The following is a 17,303-nucleotide window of genomic DNA, read 5'->3' as shown; positions in this document are numbered from 1 at the left end:
TGGAATATTGAAGAACCGCATCACGGTTAAATATCAAGGCGAATAAATTCGTCGTTGGCACTTCCTGTCTAAAGCCAAGTGGCTTCCGTGCCTTTCGGCGATTTTCTTGTGAACGGTATAGTTGGTATTATTAAGTAAAATGTAGTAATGAATAATGAATAATAATGATATAGTTTGGCAACAGGGAAAAATTATAGAGCTGGAAATTTCCGATCTCAACGACAATGGGGAAGGAGTGGGAAGGTTTGAAGGTAGGGTTGTTTTTGTACCCGATACTGTGGTGGGCGATCGCCTGTTGGTTCGTTTACTCAGGGTGAAGAATAAATATGCCCATGGCGCTGTCACAGCTATTTTCCAACCTTCTTTGCAAAGAACTCGTCCCCAATGTATTGTTGCTGATAAATGTGGTGGTTGTCAATGGCAACACATAAATTATGAATACCAGTTACAGGTTAAGCAAAACCAGGTAATTCAGGCTTTAGAAAGAATTGGCAATTTTGTTAACCCACCAGTAGCATCAGTGTTAACCACAAAATCACCCCTGGGTTATCGCAACAAAGCTACTTATCCTATAAAAACCTCATCTACAGGACAAGTTCAAGCTGGTTACTATCAAAAAGGCAGTCATTTACTAATCAATTTAAATCAGTGTCCAGTACAAGACCCTCGATTAAATCCTCTATTGACGGAAATTAAACAGGATATTCAAAAGCAAGGTTGGTCAGTATATGATGAGAACCGTCATCAAGGGGAAATTCGCCATCTGGGTTTACGGATTGGTCGTTATACGGGGGAAATTCTGTTGACCTTAGTAGTCAAAAATGGTCAGTTACCAGGAATTGAAACCCAAGCACAGCAATGGTTACACCGTTACCCTCAACTGGTGGGAATTTGTTTGAATCATAACGGCGATCGCACGAATGCCATATTTGGAAAGGTAACAACTTGTATTGCAGGAGTCCCCTATCTCAGGGAACGATTTGCTGGACTGGAATTTAAGGTGCGACCAGACACCTTTTTTCAAGTTTACACTGAAACAGCAGAAGCACTTTTGGAAGTGATTCAATCACAACTTAATTTACAGGGTGATGAAATTCTTGTTGATGCTTATTGTGGTATTGGTACTTTAACTCTACCACTAGCAAAACAAGCACGTCAGACCATTGGCTTAGAAATACAACCAGCAGCAGTAGAGCAAGCTATATACAATGCTCAACATAACGGGATCACTAATGCTAAATTCCAAATAGGAGCAGTAGAGGATATTTTACCCAAATTAGATACACTGCCAGACATTGTCCTTCTTGATCCACCACGTAAGGGATGTGAACCTATTGTACTACAATCTCTGCTGAAACTAAAACCTAAAAAAATAGCTTACATAAGTTGTAAAGCATCCACATTAGCTCGTGACTTGAGTTTGTTATGTGCCAGTGGAGAGTATAAGCTAAAGAAAGTGCAACCAGCGGACTTTTTCCCTCAGACACCCCACGTGGAGACAGTGGCCTTTCTAGAAAGTTAAGCTTCTCCGGTCTAAAGACACGGAGATTTCTGAAGAGTCCATAAACGAACTTTCTGAGGCTGGCTTAAACAGCCTCTACTGATTCTGCTAAAATTAATTCTTAGCATCACCGCTTTCTTGTGAACCAACAAAAAAACTTTCAAAAACCACTAGCCTATTGAGTAATAGTAATGCTAAAATCAAACTAAGGTAAGAAGAATACATCTGGTTACCTTGGGTCGGCCCGCCCTATTCACTAGTAAGTGTTCCCAGACTCTTTTGCCAGCTGGAGAGTGCAGTTTTGATTTGCCTGGTCACAGTCCATATTGGAAAGTATTTTCATGTTTTTATTAGAATTAAAAGTGTAGTTAAGGTAATCGTCGCACCAGCGCGTATTGGAACAGCGAATTAATGTCTAGCTAACCAGATGCTACGGGGTTTCTCTTGTGATTACCATTTCTCTTAAACCGTGCTCGTGGGGTACTATTAGTTTTGCCTCAACCCTTTATTTGTGTCCCATACTAGATCTACTATTAGCAGATATTCCCAAAAATCTACAGCCAGAAATTAGGCTAGGACTACAAGAAGCCCTAGTGAATGCAGCCAAGCATGGAAATAATCTGGATCCTGGTAAACTGGTGGTGGTACGTTTTTCCTTCACAGATAATCAATATTGGTGGATCATATCAGACCAGGGGAATGGATTTACACCCTGTTGTGGCAAACTAGGCGATCCCGGCGATTATTTGCCACCAGAGGAATCAGAGAGCGGGAGGGGTATGAGCTTATTACATCAAATATTTGATCAGGTAGAGTGGAACCATAAAGGAACAGAACTAAAACTGTGCAAGCAGGTAGAAATTAGGAGGTTTTGGCATGCAAACCTGGTTCCGGTTTTGGGTTATAAGTGATGACTGGGACAAGGGGGAGCAGATACGGACTTATCCAACCAACCCAAAGCCTGATTTAACCTAGCCTGAGCTTCCAAAGGTTCATTTTTGACCAAAAACACCATTGCCGCAGCCACAAGCTCGCTAGCCCGAGCATTGCGGTGTGATTTGAGACGATGCCAATCCTCGGGGGAGATGCTTAGTTTTGCCATCAAAGCTTGAGCTAATTCCAGGGTGCTATAATTATTTAACTCACTGTTTAAAGACATAATACTTAAAACCTAATATACAAAAGTACAAGAGTTATGATACTTGGCTATTATAGCGAATAATCCAACACCAGTCCATAACCAATGACTAACCTAAAGGAAAACTATCAACGAGAGATTGAGCAACAACTAGAGCAGTTAGAAAGCGAACTGATGCTGTTAAAACAAAGATATACTCAAATAGAAAGGGATCAACAACAAAAAGCCGAATGGCAACAAAAAGCCAAAGAGATGCGATTGGAGTTGAAGCGTATAGAAAAAGAGATAGAGCTAATAGAAATTAACTTAGAAAGTAAATTAATTTCTTGGAGAAGTCTAAACAAACCCTTTTGGCAAGTTATTCGATTTGGTGGTCTAGGCATTCTTATAGGTTGGTGGTTAAAATCATGGATGTGAGCCATTGGTAGCAAGCTCTAATGCGCACAGCAAAGCTATACAAAAGAACCCAGTTGTAGAAAATGATTGAACATCGAATTGCCACAATACTAAGAAGTAGTCAACCTGAAGAAACGCTAGTAGTACAGGGTTGGGTAAGAACTAAACGAGAATTGAAGGGATTTACCTTTTTAGAAATCAATGATGGTTCATGTTTAGCCAACTTACAGATAGTTATTAATCAGGACTTACCCCACTACCAGACAATCATAAAACAAATAAATACGGGTGCTTCAGTGGAAGTCGGGGGAGTCTTAGTTGCATCCCAAGGGAAAGGACAGAGAATAGAGCTAAAAGCGGAAGCTGTAAAAGTTTACGGAGATGCGGATCCAGAGACTTATCCTTTACAAAAGAAACGTCATTCCTTTGAGTTTTTGAGAAGCATTGCCCACCTGCGTAGTAGAACCAACTCCTTTGGGGCGGTATTTCGGGTGAGAAATGCTTGTGCGACTGCCATACATCAGTTTTTCCAACAGAGGGGTTTTATGTGGGTCCACACCCCCATTTTAACTGCTAGTGATTGTGAGGGAGCAGGAGAATTATTTAGCGTCACCAGTTTGAATTTGCAAGATATTCCCCGGAAAGAGAACCAAGATGTAGATTACAGTCAAGATTTTTTTGGCAAACCCACCTATTTAACGGTGAGTGGGCAATTAGAAGCAGAAATTATGGCCATGGCATTTACCAACGTTTATACCTTTGGACCAACATTTAGAGCAGAAAATTCTCACACTTCTAGACATTTGGCAGAGTTTTGGATGGTAGAGCCAGAAATGGCCTTTTGCGACTTAGAAGGTGATATGAACTTAGCAGAAGAATTTCTTAAACATATTTTCCGATATGTGATGGAAAACTGTGAACAAGATATGGAGTTTTTCAATCAAAGAATTGACAACACCGTATTGGAGACAGCGGAAAATATTGTTAACAACCAGTTTGAGAGATTGAGCTATACAGATGCCATCCAAATTTTAGAGAAAGCAGAAGTCAAATTTGATTACCCGGTAGAATGGGGCTTAGATTTGCAGTCAGAACACGAGCGTTACCTAGCAGAGCAGCTTTTTAAAAAGCCAGTAATTGTTACGGATTATCCTGCACAAATCAAGGCATTTTATATGAAATTAAATAATGATGGGAAAACCGTACGTGCCATGGATATTTTAGCTCCTAAAATAGGCGAAATTATTGGTGGTTCCCAAAGGGAAGAAAGACTGGATATTTTAGAGAGAAGAATTTTAGCCCAGGGGATGAAACCAGAAGATTTATGGTGGTACTTGGATCTACGTCGTTACGGAACCGTACCCCATGCGGGGTTTGGTCTAGGATTTGAAAGGTTAGTGCAATTTATGACGGGTATAGGAAACATTAGAGATGTCATTCCCTTTCCTCGTACACCACAGAGTGCAGACTTTTAATAGAGTTTTAATTTGGATACAACTTAATTAGGGTAAGTTAATTAGGGCGTGGGATAACCCCACACCTTCCATTTTACCCTAAATACTACTTAATCTTGCTGATATATCAAAAGCGGATTCTATGTAATCCCAGAGTATAAACTCGTATTCTTGAGTAGACAAGCTAGCCAATGCTTTTGGTTGAATTACCTGCTTTTTAGGGATAGACTTTTTATAAAAAACACTAGCTACGTCAAAACGACAAGAGTAGTCTGCTTTGTCTGGATGCTTGGCTAAAAACATTTCGGCCGCGATCAGGATTTTCCTTTGTTTGTTCGTGGTAACCGAGTCTTTCCCTCCCGCGTCCCAATTACCAGCGCTACGGGTTTTCACTTCTACAAAGGCGAGAAGGGGTGTTTTGCAATTAACACTTGTTGGTACAAGAGTTTTATTGTCATACTGGGCAATAATATCTACCTCACCCCAACGACAAGAAAAACGACTATGGAGAATTTGCCAACCCTTGGATTTTAACCATTTGGTCACTAGATCTTCTCCTGTGAGACCAATTTTGCCATAATTAGATGAAGGAAGTTTAGACATCAATTACAATTCAGGTGATTACTAATCCATTCTTATGAATATTAAACGAGTTTTTAAAAATCAGATTTTTCTAGTGATCCTCAGTTTATCGTTGTTGGTAATCATACCCCTAACTTGTTTAGTAGGTATAACATCAACAGCTTTAGCACTAGAATACAACAAAGAAATTTTGATCGGAGCAAATTTTTCCCAAAGGGACTTAAGAGATTCTAGTTTTACCAAAGCCAATCTTCGTCAAAGTGATTTTAGTGGTTCTAATCTCAGCGGGGTCAGTTTCTTTGCTGCTAATCTGGAATCAGCAAATTTCACTGGTGCTGATTTAACCAATGCCACTTTAGATTCTGCACGTTTTATTAGAGCTAATTTGACTAATGCTATTTTAGAAGGTGCATTTGCAGCTAGTGCTAAATTTGATGGTGCAATTATTGTAGGTGCGGACTTTACTGATGTGTTGTTACGTCGTGATGAACAAAATAAACTATGTGAAGTAGCAAAGGGAATTAACCCCACTACAGGTAGAGATACAAGAGAGACTCTACTTTGTCGGTAGTGTACCACTCAAAATAAACTTGGAATTATCTGTATGTTGTGATATAGTGTTCTGGGACTTGCCTAACAATATATTCATTTAGAGTGTAACTAGGGGCTAAAAGCTCAAAGGAAATGCGAGAAACAAACGTTGAAACATCTAAATAGGTGCTCCCAACCTTGCACTTTCGTTAGCGATCGCCAGATAAAATTGAGAAACTAGGTTTTAAATTTTATGAAGCAACTACAAACAAGACTAGTATTTGTCATATTTAGTATTTTTTTCACCGGATGGTTGATCTGTGGACTATCAACATGGTCCCTGGAATTTAATAAAGCCAAAAAAGATATCCTTCGCACTGCGGTAATCCTTTTAGATACAGCAGCAGCAATTAGGGATTATACGTCTAATCAGGTTAAACCCCAATTTGACCTGATTGAAACATCATTAAAAGCTCCTGCTGCTGATCAGGCTATCCAAGGCGGTAATAATCAAGCCCAAGGCTACCAACAAACAGAAACGGAAGTAGCTGGGTTTAATAGAGTTACTGTTCCTTCCTATGCTGCTCAGCAGGTGTTAAACCAATTGGAGAAAAATAAGAACGGATATAGCTATCGTGAGACTGCCATAAACCCAACTAATCGCAAAGATTTAGCAGCACCTTGGGAACTGGAAATTATTAATTACTTTGCTGAAAATCCCAAAGCACCACAAAAAATGGGCGAAAGGTTTGACACTTTGACTAAGCAAAAAACCTATTATATTGCCAAGCCAATTCAAATCACTAAAGAAAGCTGTTTGGTATGTCACAGTACACCTGAAAGGGCACCTGCTTCCCTAATCAAGGCCTATGGTAGTGAAAATGGTTTTGGGTGGAAGTTAAATGAGGTGGTGGGAGCTAGAATAATCTCTGTCCCCTCTATTGTTCAGTACAACGAAGCTCACACATCTATTGGCTCTTATTTGTTGGCGATTGCCAGTATATTTCTAGTCGCATACACAGCAGTAATCATAATTATATATCGTTGGGTAACCAAACCACTAGATTTTATCACCCACCTCTTAGAAGAAGTTAGCCTACATCAAGCGGAAGGGGCACAATTACCAGAGGATAAATCTAACCCCCTAAATCATCTAAACCGATCCATTAATCGTCTTTTGATCAGCCTTAATAAGGCTTTAAAATCACCACAACAACAGTAACAATGTTTTTGTTCAATAATTACTAATTGGTGGAGGACATGAAAAATTTTCTTCTGCTTTTTCAAGCTGGATTGACTGGATGTCTTTTGTTCTCTTATGTTTTCGTATTGAGTAACCCCGAACAGATTTTGCCAGTAATCATCGAAATACTCAAGATTGTTGTTTTAATTAGCATTACTGTGGTGTTTGTTAACACACTTTCTTTTTTAATCATTGATTTTTGGTTCACCCACAAGCAAGGAAAACAGCCATCTAAGTTATTGAAGTTTACAGTTTCCGTCGTTCTTTATGGCATAGCTGCTGCTGTAGTTTTACAAGTTTTAGGAAAAGACACAACTCAATTCTTTACTACATCTGCCTTATTCGCAGCAGTGGTTGGGTTTGCCATGCAAGAACCCTTAGGTAATTTGCTCTCGGGTGTTTTTCTGCAAATAAACCAACCTTTTCAAATTGGTGATTGGATTGAATTTCAAGCACTAGATGGCATGATGGTAGAAGGGGTTGTAGAATCAGTTGATTGGGATTCTACAGATATTCGCCAAAAATCCGGTGAAATTACTTATATTCCTAACGGGTCAATAGCTAAAAACCTAGTAAAAATGGCAGCTGCGGGTAACGTCTATCGTATGGTGGACTTCACCGTTCCTCCCAATATTCCCCCCAACCAGGTTATGGATATTGCCTGCAAAGCCTTAATTAATCAACCTCCAGCAAATGTTAATCTGGATAAGCCTTTATTTGCTAGAATGTGGTCCTATGGTTTGGAGGAAATAAACTACAAACTCTTCTACTATCCGAAAAACTACAGTGAGGCGGAAACCCATACAGATCCGGAAATTCGTTGTCGACTTTGGTACGCTCTCAATCGTGCTGGTTTAACTACTGAATATCAGCAGTCGGAAAAACAACATCTATTGCAACTGGTTAATGCTGTTGAGTTTTTTAGAGATTTAAGTCTGGAAGCTAAAAGCTTAATCATTGAGGAATCTAAAACTTTGTTGTTTGACAGAGAGGAGTTATTGGATAATCAACAACTATTTTCCGGGGGCATGTTTCTGGTAGGAAGCGGCTCTATTTTGGTACAAAATGAATTAATTCATACTTCAGAGGGTAATATTACTATTCCCCTAAATCGAAACCCACAAAATGATTATCGCGCCAGTCTTGCTCTCAAACCACCAGTGATTGAGCAAGTATCCGTACAACTAGCTAAGTACATAGGCCCAGTGGCCTTTTCCCTAACTAAAGAAGCAGCTAAAACAGCTCCCTCTCTATATAATCTTTATTTAACCCTCTCCACTGAGATTCACAATCCACAACAAAGAGAAGAGTTTCTCCTGCACCAACCACTAGCTCCCACGGAGGAATTGATAGCAGGAGATTTCTTTGGGGAGATGAGTCTTTTCCTTGGACAACCTTTACCCAAGATCAAAATCACTACCATAGAGGAAAGCCAAATTTTGGGTATCACTCCCAATGCACTTTTGAGCGCCCTAGACCGGGATGGTATAGCTATTAGTGTCATCGCTGAACAAGTTAGCCAATATTACCATACTTATTTAAGTGGTTCTCTCCAAGAACTACCAGCGGATATGTTAGACAAAAAGGGTATTGTTGAACAAATACAGCAATATTTTGAGTCACGTATGGCACTGAATTTGAGATCTTGATTTTAGAATTGCTTAGACTTATTACCATTCCCCCAGCTTTAGCTCTGGGGGATACTAAGTCTGTCAAGACCCATAACCCAATAAAGATTCAAATTCTGCCTGCAAGGCTTTTATATCTGCTAGTCTAGCTACTAACAAGTTATCCCTACCCGCATCTTTCAATCTAGTTTTCCAATATTGAATAGTATCCGGATTATGCAACCAAAACTCAATGACGGTGTTGACCACCTCATTCAAATTCCAACTCTTGGTGTTGACCACGGATTCTGCGGATTGGAGAAATTCATCCAGGGTACAAATTTGAGTTCCCAAATATTCAACCCGTTGGTTTCGTGGTTTAGTTAGGTTTCTATCTAAACTTTGCTGTTGATGATTGAAAAAGTACAGTACTGGAGACACCCCTATAATATCAAAAGTGTACCTCATTCCCATCCTCCAATTTAGCTGTTCAGTTATTAAGTTGACAGACTTCACATTTAACTATAAATTAACTATAACTGGAAAAATAGACGGTTTTTACCTCAATAAATGATTTTTAAAATTTCTTAAAAACTTAGCAATTAGAAGTGGAGAGTGCTAATTTCTATCTTAAATTATCCCTTTTCCAATTCTTGGAGAATTTTGCGATATAGATGTTCCACCTGCTGTCTTTGCTTTTCCCCCAGGGAAGCATAATGAGTCAACCCAGGAGCGCTGTTAACCTCCAAGAGGGTGTAGTCTACTAGTGGTTGGGTAATATTTTGAGTGAGAATATCCACACCTGCTAATCTTAAACCCATATCCTTAGTAATATTAATCGCCAGTTGTTGAAAATCAGGATGGATGTTGTCAGTCATATCTACTGCTTGACCACCTGCGGAGAGATTGGCATTATCTAACAGATAAACTATCATCCCTTGGGGAACTATACTCTCAAAAGTGAGATTTTGTTTTTGGAGGTTTTTAAAAATTCGGAAGTCAGCTAGATCAATTGATATCTTTTCAACTTTTTTGACCAATTCTTCCTGTTTTATTGTGAGTAGTTCTAAAATGGTGGACTTGCCATTCCCAATTATGGATAGGGGAATTCTCTGATAAGCAGCCATAACTTCATTATCTAGGACTAAAATTCTAAAATCATTACCAAGATAAAATCTTTCCACAATTAGGACTGATTGTACATTAAATATTTTTTTTGCCACTTCATAATATTCGTTTTTATTATATACCTTAGTGACTAGAATTCCTGAACTGAGATTCAAAGGTTTCACAATAACAGGTAGACCTAATTTCTCCGCGTATTGCCAACCTTCATCTATGTTTCTGGGATTAGCTACCTTTTGACACATTTTATCGCTGAAAAATGTCTTGCCTTCTGTTACTTTATAACCAAGAGTACCCAAAAAGTAATTAGAAAAGGCCTTATCTTGGGCTAAATTAGCTGAGCCAAATCCATTAATATTAAATCTTGTATTACGAAAGACTGTTCTCTTACCATTGCGAAAGGTTATGTGGCCTATTAGTTCATATTCCGGTTCTATCAAAATCTTTGCACCTATTTCTGTGGCTATCTTCTGCAAAACCGATGCTGTAAATCTCATAGTTTCTTTAATATGGTTATTAATATTACCGTTTAGCTGTATTATAAATATACAGTTGCACTAAGTGTTGACAATTAAAAAATTATATAATAACAAAGTGGCATCGTCAATCAATTAAAGGCGCTAGTGTTTCCCCCCTAAGAGATACACTAACGCCGATCAAATTCATAGGGATAGTATAATTATGCCACAAGATACCGGATACAAAAACACAAAACTAGAAAAAAAGGCGATTTCTTATAAAAATCGCCTCAATGGTTGGACTGTAGCTCGTGTAGCAGAAGATGATCAGCGTGTTGTTGTTGCCCGCTTTCGCAGTAAGTCAGATGCGGATGGCTATATTCAGCATCTGCGTCAACTTGTGCCTGATGGTTATTTTGAAATGTTTTTTGATTCTCAAGTACTAATAGCTTCAATGTGAATATGAAATTATTCTTTAATCAGCGTTCTAGCTAAAGTCATACCTCAGAGACTTATTGCTGCCAAGTTGCTAAACACCTAGCCAACTTTTCTAATTGTTTTAATCCCCGCAATGAACCGCTAATTAAGTGACTAGCAGCTATGGGTTGTTGAGTTAAAGCTATAAGCAAGGGTAAAATTTCTAGTGAACCATTGGGGTTGATAGTTTTAGACAAGTCTGGTATGTTATGGGTGGAGTCGTCACTGACAACTCTCAGTATGGCGGTGGATATCCCTGTTCCCTGGAAAAACTCCAGGAATCCAAATCCTTCCATATCCACCACATCAACCCCAAATTTTCGATGCAGACCCCCCTTTTCCACAGATTTGGAAACTACGGTGTCACTCGTTATTCCCTTAACTCCCCTTACTAAAAATGCCTGATCTCTAAGATGCTTATATATATCCTTGGTTAGATTTACATCGCAATTTATCTGGTTTACTTGATTTGTTTCATATATACAAGTTTCATATAGTACAATATTGCCAACTCCATAATCTGGGTGTAAACTACCACATAACCCCATTAATAAAACCTGTCGGTTTAGGTATGGATTCCAGTGTGGGTAATTGTTTTTGAGAAACGGTTTGAGTGATGATATTCCTATAGGAATGCCAATAACCTGTATTTTGGCATTGTGGGCTCCATTTATTCCCTTACAAACTACTTGGTGTTCTGCTCCCTGGGGAACTAAAATTATATTGATCATAATTTCGATATCTTACACGTAAGACTCCATAACTGCCCATTTATCCGCAGGAGCTATGGAGTCCGTGGAATCAACTTTATCCCGGATACAACCAGCTGATTTTAGCGTCTACCGCGATAGGGAACAGCACTCAAATAGTCAATATCAAAAGAAGAGATTCTTTGAGCATAATTGCCCTTACCAGACACAGAAGCTGCCATAGCTGCAAATCTGCCTGGATCGCCTTCTTTGAGACGTTTTGCTTTGGCTTTCTCGCTGTAGAAGTTTGCCAAAACAAAGCGCCAATCTGTTCTGACCGTGCCCGCAGTTTCTTGGAAGTCCTCACCATAACGAGGTGTGACTAAATTATAGGGACGACCTTCCATCCGTTTGCGCTGGTAAGGTACTGTATTGTCACCAAAACTTGAAGTATATTCTTCACTATCAACTAAAGCATCAACAAAACCACTAAATCCCTTGGTACCAATGACAATTGACCAAGCTATCTCCTCTTCTTTGTTGTAAGCGGAACGACCTAGTAGGCGTCTGAGGGTAATATCTACTAAACGATAGTTGTTATTAACCGAAACAACTAGACGATAAAAAGCTTCAGACTTGGCTAACCCACGAATAAAATCCCTAACGGACAAAGAACCTGTCTTGAGTTGAGACTCTAAAGTGATTTGGCGGTTAAATTTTAAAATCTCGTGTTCGCTGAAAACCTGACGATAGGATGCCCAGATAATAGATTGAATGTCAGTATAAGAACTTACATCCTCCAAACGGTAGATGTAAGGTGTATCCTCATTTTGATCGGCAACACCGAAACTGCTAACACGGTGGTTTTGAGTAGTAGGTTTGTATTGAAGTAATGGCAGTACCATGCTGTATTCCTCTGATTGATAAATTTGACTTTAATTATTTTCCCCCATTAGGTTACACACCTAGGGGATTTATTTGACGGGGAAGTTAGCACTGGGGCTAATAGACACAGGTATGCCTGTAGGTACTGTTTCCCTGGTGGTCTTAGGAATTGCAATGTTAGCTGTGTTCACAGGTGTATAAGTGACAGTTCTGATACTCACGGAAGCAGCCATTTTCATAAAGTCACTAATGCTACCAGGCTTGTAACGTCCTGCTTCTATCTTATCGCGCCAGTAGTTGGCGTAACGAGGTGTAACTAAATTAAAGGGTCTATCTTTGTAGCGCCGTCTTTGGTAAGGAATAATGTTTTCACCGAAACTGTTTTGATATTCCTCTGAATCTACCAGAGCATCTACAAAACCATCCCAACCGTTGGTGGCAATTTTAATCGACCAAGCGATTTCTTCCTCTTTGTTATAAGGAGCACGACCTAATAACCGTTTCAGTGCAATTTCTACCAACCGATAATTGGAATTGGTCTTAATGACTAAATCGTCAAAAGCTTGGGATTTGGCCAAACCCCGAACGAAGTCCCGCACGGTGATGGCTTTGTTTTTTAACTGGGATTCTAAATTGCCTTGACGGTAGAATTTGAGAATTACATGTTCGCTAAACAATTGTCTATAAGCTGCCCAAATTAACTCTTCCACCTCACCAGTAAAAGCATAATCTTCTATACGGTAAATTCTGGGGGTGTCTTCATTAGGTACTTCGTAACCAGCTACTCTTTGATTTTGAGAACTGGGTTTGTATTGGAGTGGGGGTATGGCCATATTAGGGGGTTGTTTTTGTTGGTTAACTAATGACTAATTTTTGGAGATGGGTGGGATATAGCTGTAGGGTAAAGATACTGCTACTGGTTTAATAGTCACCTCTGGGGTGGAAACTTCCCTAGATGTATCCGGAATTTCCAGGGATCCAATTTGGGTAGTAACTGAAGCAATTGTTCTTTGGTAATTACGCTCGGGAGTAATGATTTTTCCCGCCATGGCAAAGAAGTTAGCTGGAATCGATTTCCGAATATCCTCGGAGGTGGCGGTACCATAAGTGCGAGCACTGTAGAAGGAACGATAATCTAGGACACGCATACTTTGGGTATCTCGCCAATAGGAGCTATAGCGAGGATTTACCAGATTAAAAGGACGTGACCCAAATCTTCTCCGTTGATAGGGTACTATATCATCACCAAAGTTGTTTATGTACTCTTCAGATTCCAATAGGGCATCAATAAATCCATGTACGCCTTTAGTGCCAATTACTATAGACCAGGCTATCTCTTCTTCCCTATTGTAGGCTTTTCTACCTAAAAATCTCTGCAGGATAATATCTACTAACCGATAGTTAGAGTTAACTTCTGCTATTTGAGTACGAAAAACTTCGGATTTTCCTAAACCTCTAATGAAGTCCCTAACATTAATTGCCCGATTCCGCAGTTGAGATTCTAAAAACTTTTGCCGATAGCTGGTTAAAATCAGATGCTCGCTGAAAACTTGTCTGTATGATGCCCAAATAATCTCATCAATTTCTTGATCTGATGTGGCATAATTTAGCTTGTACACCGTGGGTGTGTCTTCATTTGCAACTTCATACCCTTCTACACGCTGATTTTGTGATGAAGGTGAGTATTCTAACAATGGTATTGACATCTTTTTACCTTTTTAATCATCGTTAATTATCTCTAGTTACCTTACTGGTCGCCAATTGAATCCGAATCCTGATACTTTTTTCTTCCTCATTAGCTATCATTTCTCGGAATTTGTTCAAGATTGTCTCCCTTCTGGTTTTTCCTAGGTATTCCAGTCCCACAATGGCTGCATACCGAATTGACCAGTCTGTATCCTGGTAAATTAACAATAGTGCCTCCAAAGCTCGTTCTATAGCTAAATCACGTTCATTATCCCCCAATTGGGACCAGTTTAAGTTTCCTAGCCCTTTGGCTGCAGCACGACGCACACTGGGCGCAAAATCTGTCACCCCAGCAGTGATCAATACATCTAAAGCACGGGGATCTGCGATCGCAGCTAGAGTGCGAATCGAATAAGCCCGTGCGCCATAGTTATAATCATCTATTTGTGCGAGCAGGCTAGGGACTGCTACTGTTCCTAAGTCGGTAAGTGCGGCTAGGGCCACTCCTGCTGCTGGTGGGTTATTATAGCCAAAGACGGCAATTAGGGTGGCAATAGCAGCGGGACTTTTGGCAGCAGCTAGGTTTCTGACTGCTGTTACCATTTCAAGTGGTGTTTCAGCCTGATTAACCGCATCAATTAACTGATTTAATTGCTCCACCCCACCCAATGCACCAATTAATTCCTGGGTCATTATGCTAGGTAATTTTTCAAAGGTCAATAAGAACTAAGTGGGTGAGTGGAATTAAACATGAACGTAGGTTGGGTTGAGGAGTGCGAAACCCAACGCCCCCACGAGTTACCCTACCACTAACCAATCCTACAAATAATTATGCCTCCCTACTTAGTGACTATAAAAGTGAGTCCATAAGATTCATGACCAGAATTGCTGACTCAGAAATACCTTGTGACACATCTTTTAAATGATGTTCCAACAATCCCTTTAATGCCATGAGTTTAAAGCTATTTTCCGCCTTGCCTTGGAAAATCGCTTCCGCAGCACCTATATAGCCAATTGCCCCCAAATCACCCAAAATCACCCTTTGCAATTTCAGGTCGCTGTTTCGTAGCATTTCCACCAAGTATTCCCCATATTGGGAATCTTGGGTGAGTTGATACATGGCCCTAGCAGCGGCACATTTTACTCGGGGAACGGAATGCTCTAAAAAGGGTTCAACTAGACCAATGGCCTCAGTCGCACCAAGAGAACCCAAAGCCTCTAATACTGCTTCATAGGGTTGAACTAGATGGGGACGACCTGGCACTTGCACAGCTTGGGCCAAACCCCCACCTAGCATTTTTATCAGTTCCGGTACTGCGGTTTTGGCGTTAAGCATGGCTAAAGACTCAGCTGCTGCTTCTCGCACATAAAAGTCTTCACAGTTTAAGGAACTAATCAATCCCTCTATAGCCTGGGAACTCCCTAATTTACCTAAAGCTCTGGCTGCATTGCGTCGGAGTGGATACCCCCCCAACTCCGTTCTATCAGCTTCATCTGTTAAGGCTTTGATTAGCGCCTCTATAGCTTCTGGCTGATTAATACGGAACTTACCCAACCACCAGGCGGCATAATAGCGGAGACTTAAATCCGATGATTGCAGATTAGCTATGGCTTGCTCTGGTGTCAACTGTGCCCCACTTTCCGGAGATACTTCGGATATACTGGGTTCTATCATCACCAGGTATTTAGGATTCTGCTGCTGTCAGGGCTTCAATTTTGACGATTTTGCCACCCAGTCGGTTGATCCGCTGCATTTCTTCTGTCATCCGACTGTAGGGCACTGTAATAAACACACTACCACTGCGTCTGATGCTGAATTTGTTCTTGTCCGTTTCTTGGTTTTGTTTCAACCCTACAACTTCGTAACGAAATACACGACTTGCAGATGAAGAAACGCTACTAGCACCTAGTGTTGTTTGACCAAACATTACCTCTCTATCTCCTCTTCATGGGTAATATCAACTACTTACCTTACGTGGCTGTAATACTGACGATTTTTCCACCTTGTTTGTGAATTTGCTGAATCTTGTCAGAAAGACGCTCGTAAGGTACTATGAATGCTGTGCTGCTGCGGCGCACGCTGGGGTATCCTGGACTGCGAATGCCTGCTACTTCAATTCGGTAAACGCGATCAGATTGCCCCACAGCATTACCCAAATTCTGTTTGGGAGCATTGTCTGCTGATGGACGGAATGACCAGTTGTCATTACTTCCTGATGGACCAACTATGGAAGATGCTTTCTTACCAGCAAGTTCCCTGGCTAATCTGGATTTGCTTCCCTCTACCTGGGCTGTGTCGCTGTTGGCATATCCACGGTATAATCTGAACATCCGTGTAAATCCCACACTGGTTTGCCCTGGTTGAAAATCAAACCCCCGATAGTAGGGAACTATATTTTCTCCAAAGTTGTTTTGATACTCCACTGAATCTATGTAAGAGTCGATTTCTGCATCGTACCCTTTGTTGTTATATAAGTCTAAGTGGTATACCACTTCTGACTCATCCAATGGAGCCCTACCCAACAGGTGTTTATAGTTCAGCTCTATCAGTCTGGTCTGAAAGCTGTTATAGAAGAACTTTACTTTGTAGAGTTCAGATTTAGCGATCGCTCTTACGAACTCACGAACGGTCAAATTGCCATCACGCAAAAGTGACTCCGCACTGACAAGTCTATCCGAAGCTAGTATATAGTCATTACCTAATACTTGCCGATAGGCTGTTCTAATAACCAATTCCACCTCTTCGCGACTGGCACTGGGGCGCAGCTCAACCCGACGCGCTTCGCTAAATGGTTCTGTTCCCAGTCTAGACGCTGCTGTTGTAATTGCCATTGTTTTCCCCTTGGTTATTTATACATAAAACTATGCCCGGAGCGAGATTCAACTGCTAGGTGATTCAGTCGCAGGAATCTCACTTCCCCACGCACAACTGACTAAACCCCAAAGGGATCTTCTCATCCAGCACTTGTACCCCTCTCCGGGCAAGGATCTATCTAGCTTAGAGCGTTGATAGCGTAGTCAATGTAGGTATTAGCTTCATTAGCAGCTTGACCGCTCAATCCATGGTTAGCTTTGATATATTTTAAAGCTTCCACATACCAGCTGGGGGATAGGTTAAAAGCACCGTTGATTTCAGCCAAACCAGCAATCAGGAACTCATCCAAAGGACCTGTGCCACCAGCAACTAAGCTATAAGTAACAATGCGGAGGTAGTGACCAACGTCACGAGCGCACTTGGATTTACCACGAGAATCAGCAGCATACTGAGCCCCGGGAGTGGAGGTGGTGTAGGGGAACTTTTGGTATACAGCGTTGGTAGCACCATCAATTAGTTTTTGAGCATTAGCTGTTAAGCCACGGGCGGCTTCCATGCTGGCAGCAGCACGTACAAAACGACCGTTAACTGCTTGTAATTCGGTATTGCTCAAAAAGCGTCCTTGGGTATCAGCAGCTGCAATAGCTTCGGTAATGGGGGTTTTCATGGTTAATTTTCTCCTTGATTGGTTTCGTATCTTGTTGGGAGTAATAAAG

General features: G+C 40.6%; 21 protein-coding genes. 8 read left to right on the top strand and 13 right to left on the bottom strand.

The window, feature by feature from the left end:
- The first annotated feature begins 154 nt into the window (after positions 1-154).
- Together rlmD and C6N34_RS02990 are read left to right on the top strand one after the other, a co-directional pair.
- Positions 155-1,522 carry a 23S rRNA (uracil(1939)-C(5))-methyltransferase RlmD gene (rlmD, locus tag C6N34_RS02995; protein ID WP_115538470.1) on the top strand — a complete coding sequence of 456 codons (1,368 nt, stop codon included), beginning with the start codon at positions 155-157 and terminating at the stop codon, positions 1,520-1,522.
- Positions 1,523-1,947: 425 nt separating this feature from the next.
- Positions 1,948-2,412, top strand: a complete 465-nt coding sequence (locus tag C6N34_RS02990) for an ATP-binding protein (protein WP_057178036.1) — start codon at positions 1,948-1,950, stop codon at positions 2,410-2,412.
- Here the strand turns inward: C6N34_RS02990 and C6N34_RS02985 are convergent.
- Positions 2,403-2,660, bottom strand: a complete 258-nt coding sequence (locus C6N34_RS02985) for a DUF6439 family protein (protein ID WP_115538469.1) — start codon at positions 2,658-2,660, stop codon at positions 2,403-2,405. The genes C6N34_RS02990 and C6N34_RS02985 overlap by 10 nt on opposite strands.
- A gap of 84 nt (positions 2,661-2,744) precedes the next feature.
- Between C6N34_RS02985 and C6N34_RS02980 the strand changes: the two genes are divergently transcribed.
- Both C6N34_RS02980 and asnS read left to right on the top strand, forming a co-directional pair.
- On the top strand, positions 2,745-3,056 hold the full coding sequence (locus C6N34_RS02980) for a hypothetical protein (RefSeq protein ID WP_006277673.1): 312 nt from the start codon (positions 2,745-2,747) through the stop codon (positions 3,054-3,056).
- Positions 3,057-3,118: 62 nt separating this feature from the next.
- Positions 3,119-4,510 carry an asparagine--tRNA ligase gene (gene asnS, locus C6N34_RS02975; RefSeq protein ID WP_115538468.1) on the top strand — a complete coding sequence of 464 codons (1,392 nt, stop codon included), beginning with the start codon at positions 3,119-3,121 and terminating at the stop codon, positions 4,508-4,510.
- A gap of 78 nt (positions 4,511-4,588) precedes the next feature.
- On the opposite strand, the gene C6N34_RS02970 is transcribed toward asnS, so the two are convergent.
- Entirely contained in the window at positions 4,589-5,092 is a 504-nt protein-coding gene (locus C6N34_RS02970; protein ID WP_115538467.1) for a YraN family protein, read from the bottom strand.
- 34 nt (positions 5,093-5,126) lie between these two features.
- On the opposite strand from C6N34_RS02970, the gene C6N34_RS02965 reads away from it, so the two are divergent.
- The 3 genes from C6N34_RS02965 to C6N34_RS02955 all read left to right on the top strand — a co-directional run bounded on the left by C6N34_RS02965 (position 5,127) and on the right by C6N34_RS02955 (position 8,494).
- Positions 5,127-5,642 (top strand): pentapeptide repeat-containing protein, encoded by a 516-nt coding sequence (locus C6N34_RS02965; RefSeq protein ID WP_115538466.1) that lies wholly within the window; start codon positions 5,127-5,129, stop codon positions 5,640-5,642.
- Positions 5,643-5,855: 213 nt separating this feature from the next.
- A complete protein-coding gene (locus C6N34_RS02960) occupies positions 5,856-6,824 on the top strand; it encodes a Tll0287-like domain-containing protein (RefSeq protein ID WP_115538465.1) in 969 nt (322 codons plus the stop codon).
- Positions 6,825-6,862: 38 nt separating this feature from the next.
- Positions 6,863-8,494 carry a mechanosensitive ion channel domain-containing protein gene (locus tag C6N34_RS02955; RefSeq protein WP_115538464.1) on the top strand — a complete coding sequence of 544 codons (1,632 nt, stop codon included), beginning with the start codon at positions 6,863-6,865 and terminating at the stop codon, positions 8,492-8,494.
- A 63-nt stretch (positions 8,495-8,557) separates the two neighbouring features.
- On the opposite strand, the gene C6N34_RS02950 is transcribed toward C6N34_RS02955, so the two are convergent.
- Both C6N34_RS02950 and C6N34_RS02945 read right to left on the bottom strand, forming a co-directional pair.
- On the bottom strand, positions 8,558-8,920 hold the full coding sequence (locus tag C6N34_RS02950; protein WP_115538463.1) for a hypothetical protein: 363 nt from the start codon (positions 8,918-8,920) through the stop codon (positions 8,558-8,560).
- Positions 8,921-9,087: 167 nt separating this feature from the next.
- Positions 9,088-10,074, bottom strand: a complete 987-nt coding sequence (locus tag C6N34_RS02945; protein ID WP_057178030.1) for a cyanophycin synthetase — start codon at positions 10,072-10,074, stop codon at positions 9,088-9,090.
- A gap of 184 nt (positions 10,075-10,258) precedes the next feature.
- On the opposite strand from C6N34_RS02945, the gene C6N34_RS02940 reads away from it, so the two are divergent.
- Entirely contained in the window at positions 10,259-10,495 is a 237-nt protein-coding gene (locus tag C6N34_RS02940; protein ID WP_057178029.1) for a hypothetical protein, read from the top strand.
- Positions 10,496-10,547: 52 nt separating this feature from the next.
- Here C6N34_RS02940 and C6N34_RS02935 read toward each other — a convergent pair whose 3' ends face one another.
- The 9 genes from C6N34_RS02935 to cpcA all read right to left on the bottom strand — a co-directional run bounded on the left by C6N34_RS02935 (position 10,548) and on the right by cpcA (position 17,254).
- Positions 10,548-11,243: a 5'-methylthioadenosine/S-adenosylhomocysteine nucleosidase family protein gene (locus tag C6N34_RS02935; protein WP_057178028.1), complete on the bottom strand. Its 696-nt coding sequence runs from the start codon at positions 11,241-11,243 to the stop codon at positions 10,548-10,550.
- A 101-nt stretch (positions 11,244-11,344) separates the two neighbouring features.
- Positions 11,345-12,106 (bottom strand): phycobilisome rod-core linker polypeptide, encoded by a 762-nt coding sequence (locus C6N34_RS02930; protein ID WP_057178027.1) that lies wholly within the window; start codon positions 12,104-12,106, stop codon positions 11,345-11,347.
- Between the two features lie 69 nt (positions 12,107-12,175).
- The gene (locus C6N34_RS02925; RefSeq protein WP_115538462.1) at positions 12,176-12,919 is read right to left on the bottom strand and encodes a phycobilisome rod-core linker polypeptide; all 744 of its coding nucleotides are present in this window, start codon (positions 12,917-12,919) and stop codon (positions 12,176-12,178) included.
- A 33-nt stretch (positions 12,920-12,952) separates the two neighbouring features.
- Positions 12,953-13,792, bottom strand: coding sequence for a phycobilisome rod-core linker polypeptide (locus C6N34_RS02920; protein WP_057178025.1), 840 nt, complete (start codon positions 13,790-13,792; stop codon positions 12,953-12,955).
- A gap of 22 nt (positions 13,793-13,814) precedes the next feature.
- A complete protein-coding gene (locus C6N34_RS02915) occupies positions 13,815-14,465 on the bottom strand; it encodes a HEAT repeat domain-containing protein (protein WP_115538461.1) in 651 nt (216 codons plus the stop codon).
- Positions 14,466-14,622: 157 nt separating this feature from the next.
- Positions 14,623-15,447 (bottom strand): HEAT repeat domain-containing protein, encoded by an 825-nt coding sequence (locus C6N34_RS02910; RefSeq protein WP_006277659.1) that lies wholly within the window; start codon positions 15,445-15,447, stop codon positions 14,623-14,625.
- Positions 15,448-15,457: 10 nt separating this feature from the next.
- The gene (locus C6N34_RS02905; protein WP_006277658.1) at positions 15,458-15,700 is read right to left on the bottom strand and encodes a phycobilisome linker polypeptide; all 243 of its coding nucleotides are present in this window, start codon (positions 15,698-15,700) and stop codon (positions 15,458-15,460) included.
- A gap of 43 nt (positions 15,701-15,743) precedes the next feature.
- Positions 15,744-16,604: a phycobilisome linker polypeptide gene (locus C6N34_RS02900; protein ID WP_006277657.1), complete on the bottom strand. Its 861-nt coding sequence runs from the start codon at positions 16,602-16,604 to the stop codon at positions 15,744-15,746.
- A 161-nt stretch (positions 16,605-16,765) separates the two neighbouring features.
- Positions 16,766-17,254, bottom strand: coding sequence for a phycocyanin subunit alpha (gene cpcA / locus C6N34_RS02895; protein ID WP_006277656.1), 489 nt, complete (start codon positions 17,252-17,254; stop codon positions 16,766-16,768).
- Between the last annotated feature and the right edge of the window lie 49 nt (positions 17,255-17,303).

Source organism: Cylindrospermopsis raciborskii Cr2010, assembly GCF_003367075.2.
Classification (GTDB): Bacteria; Cyanobacteriota; Cyanobacteriia; order Cyanobacteriales; family Nostocaceae; genus Raphidiopsis; species Raphidiopsis raciborskii.
Note: the sequence above shows the minus strand (reverse complement) of the source record. Positions and strands in the feature narration are given on the sequence as shown.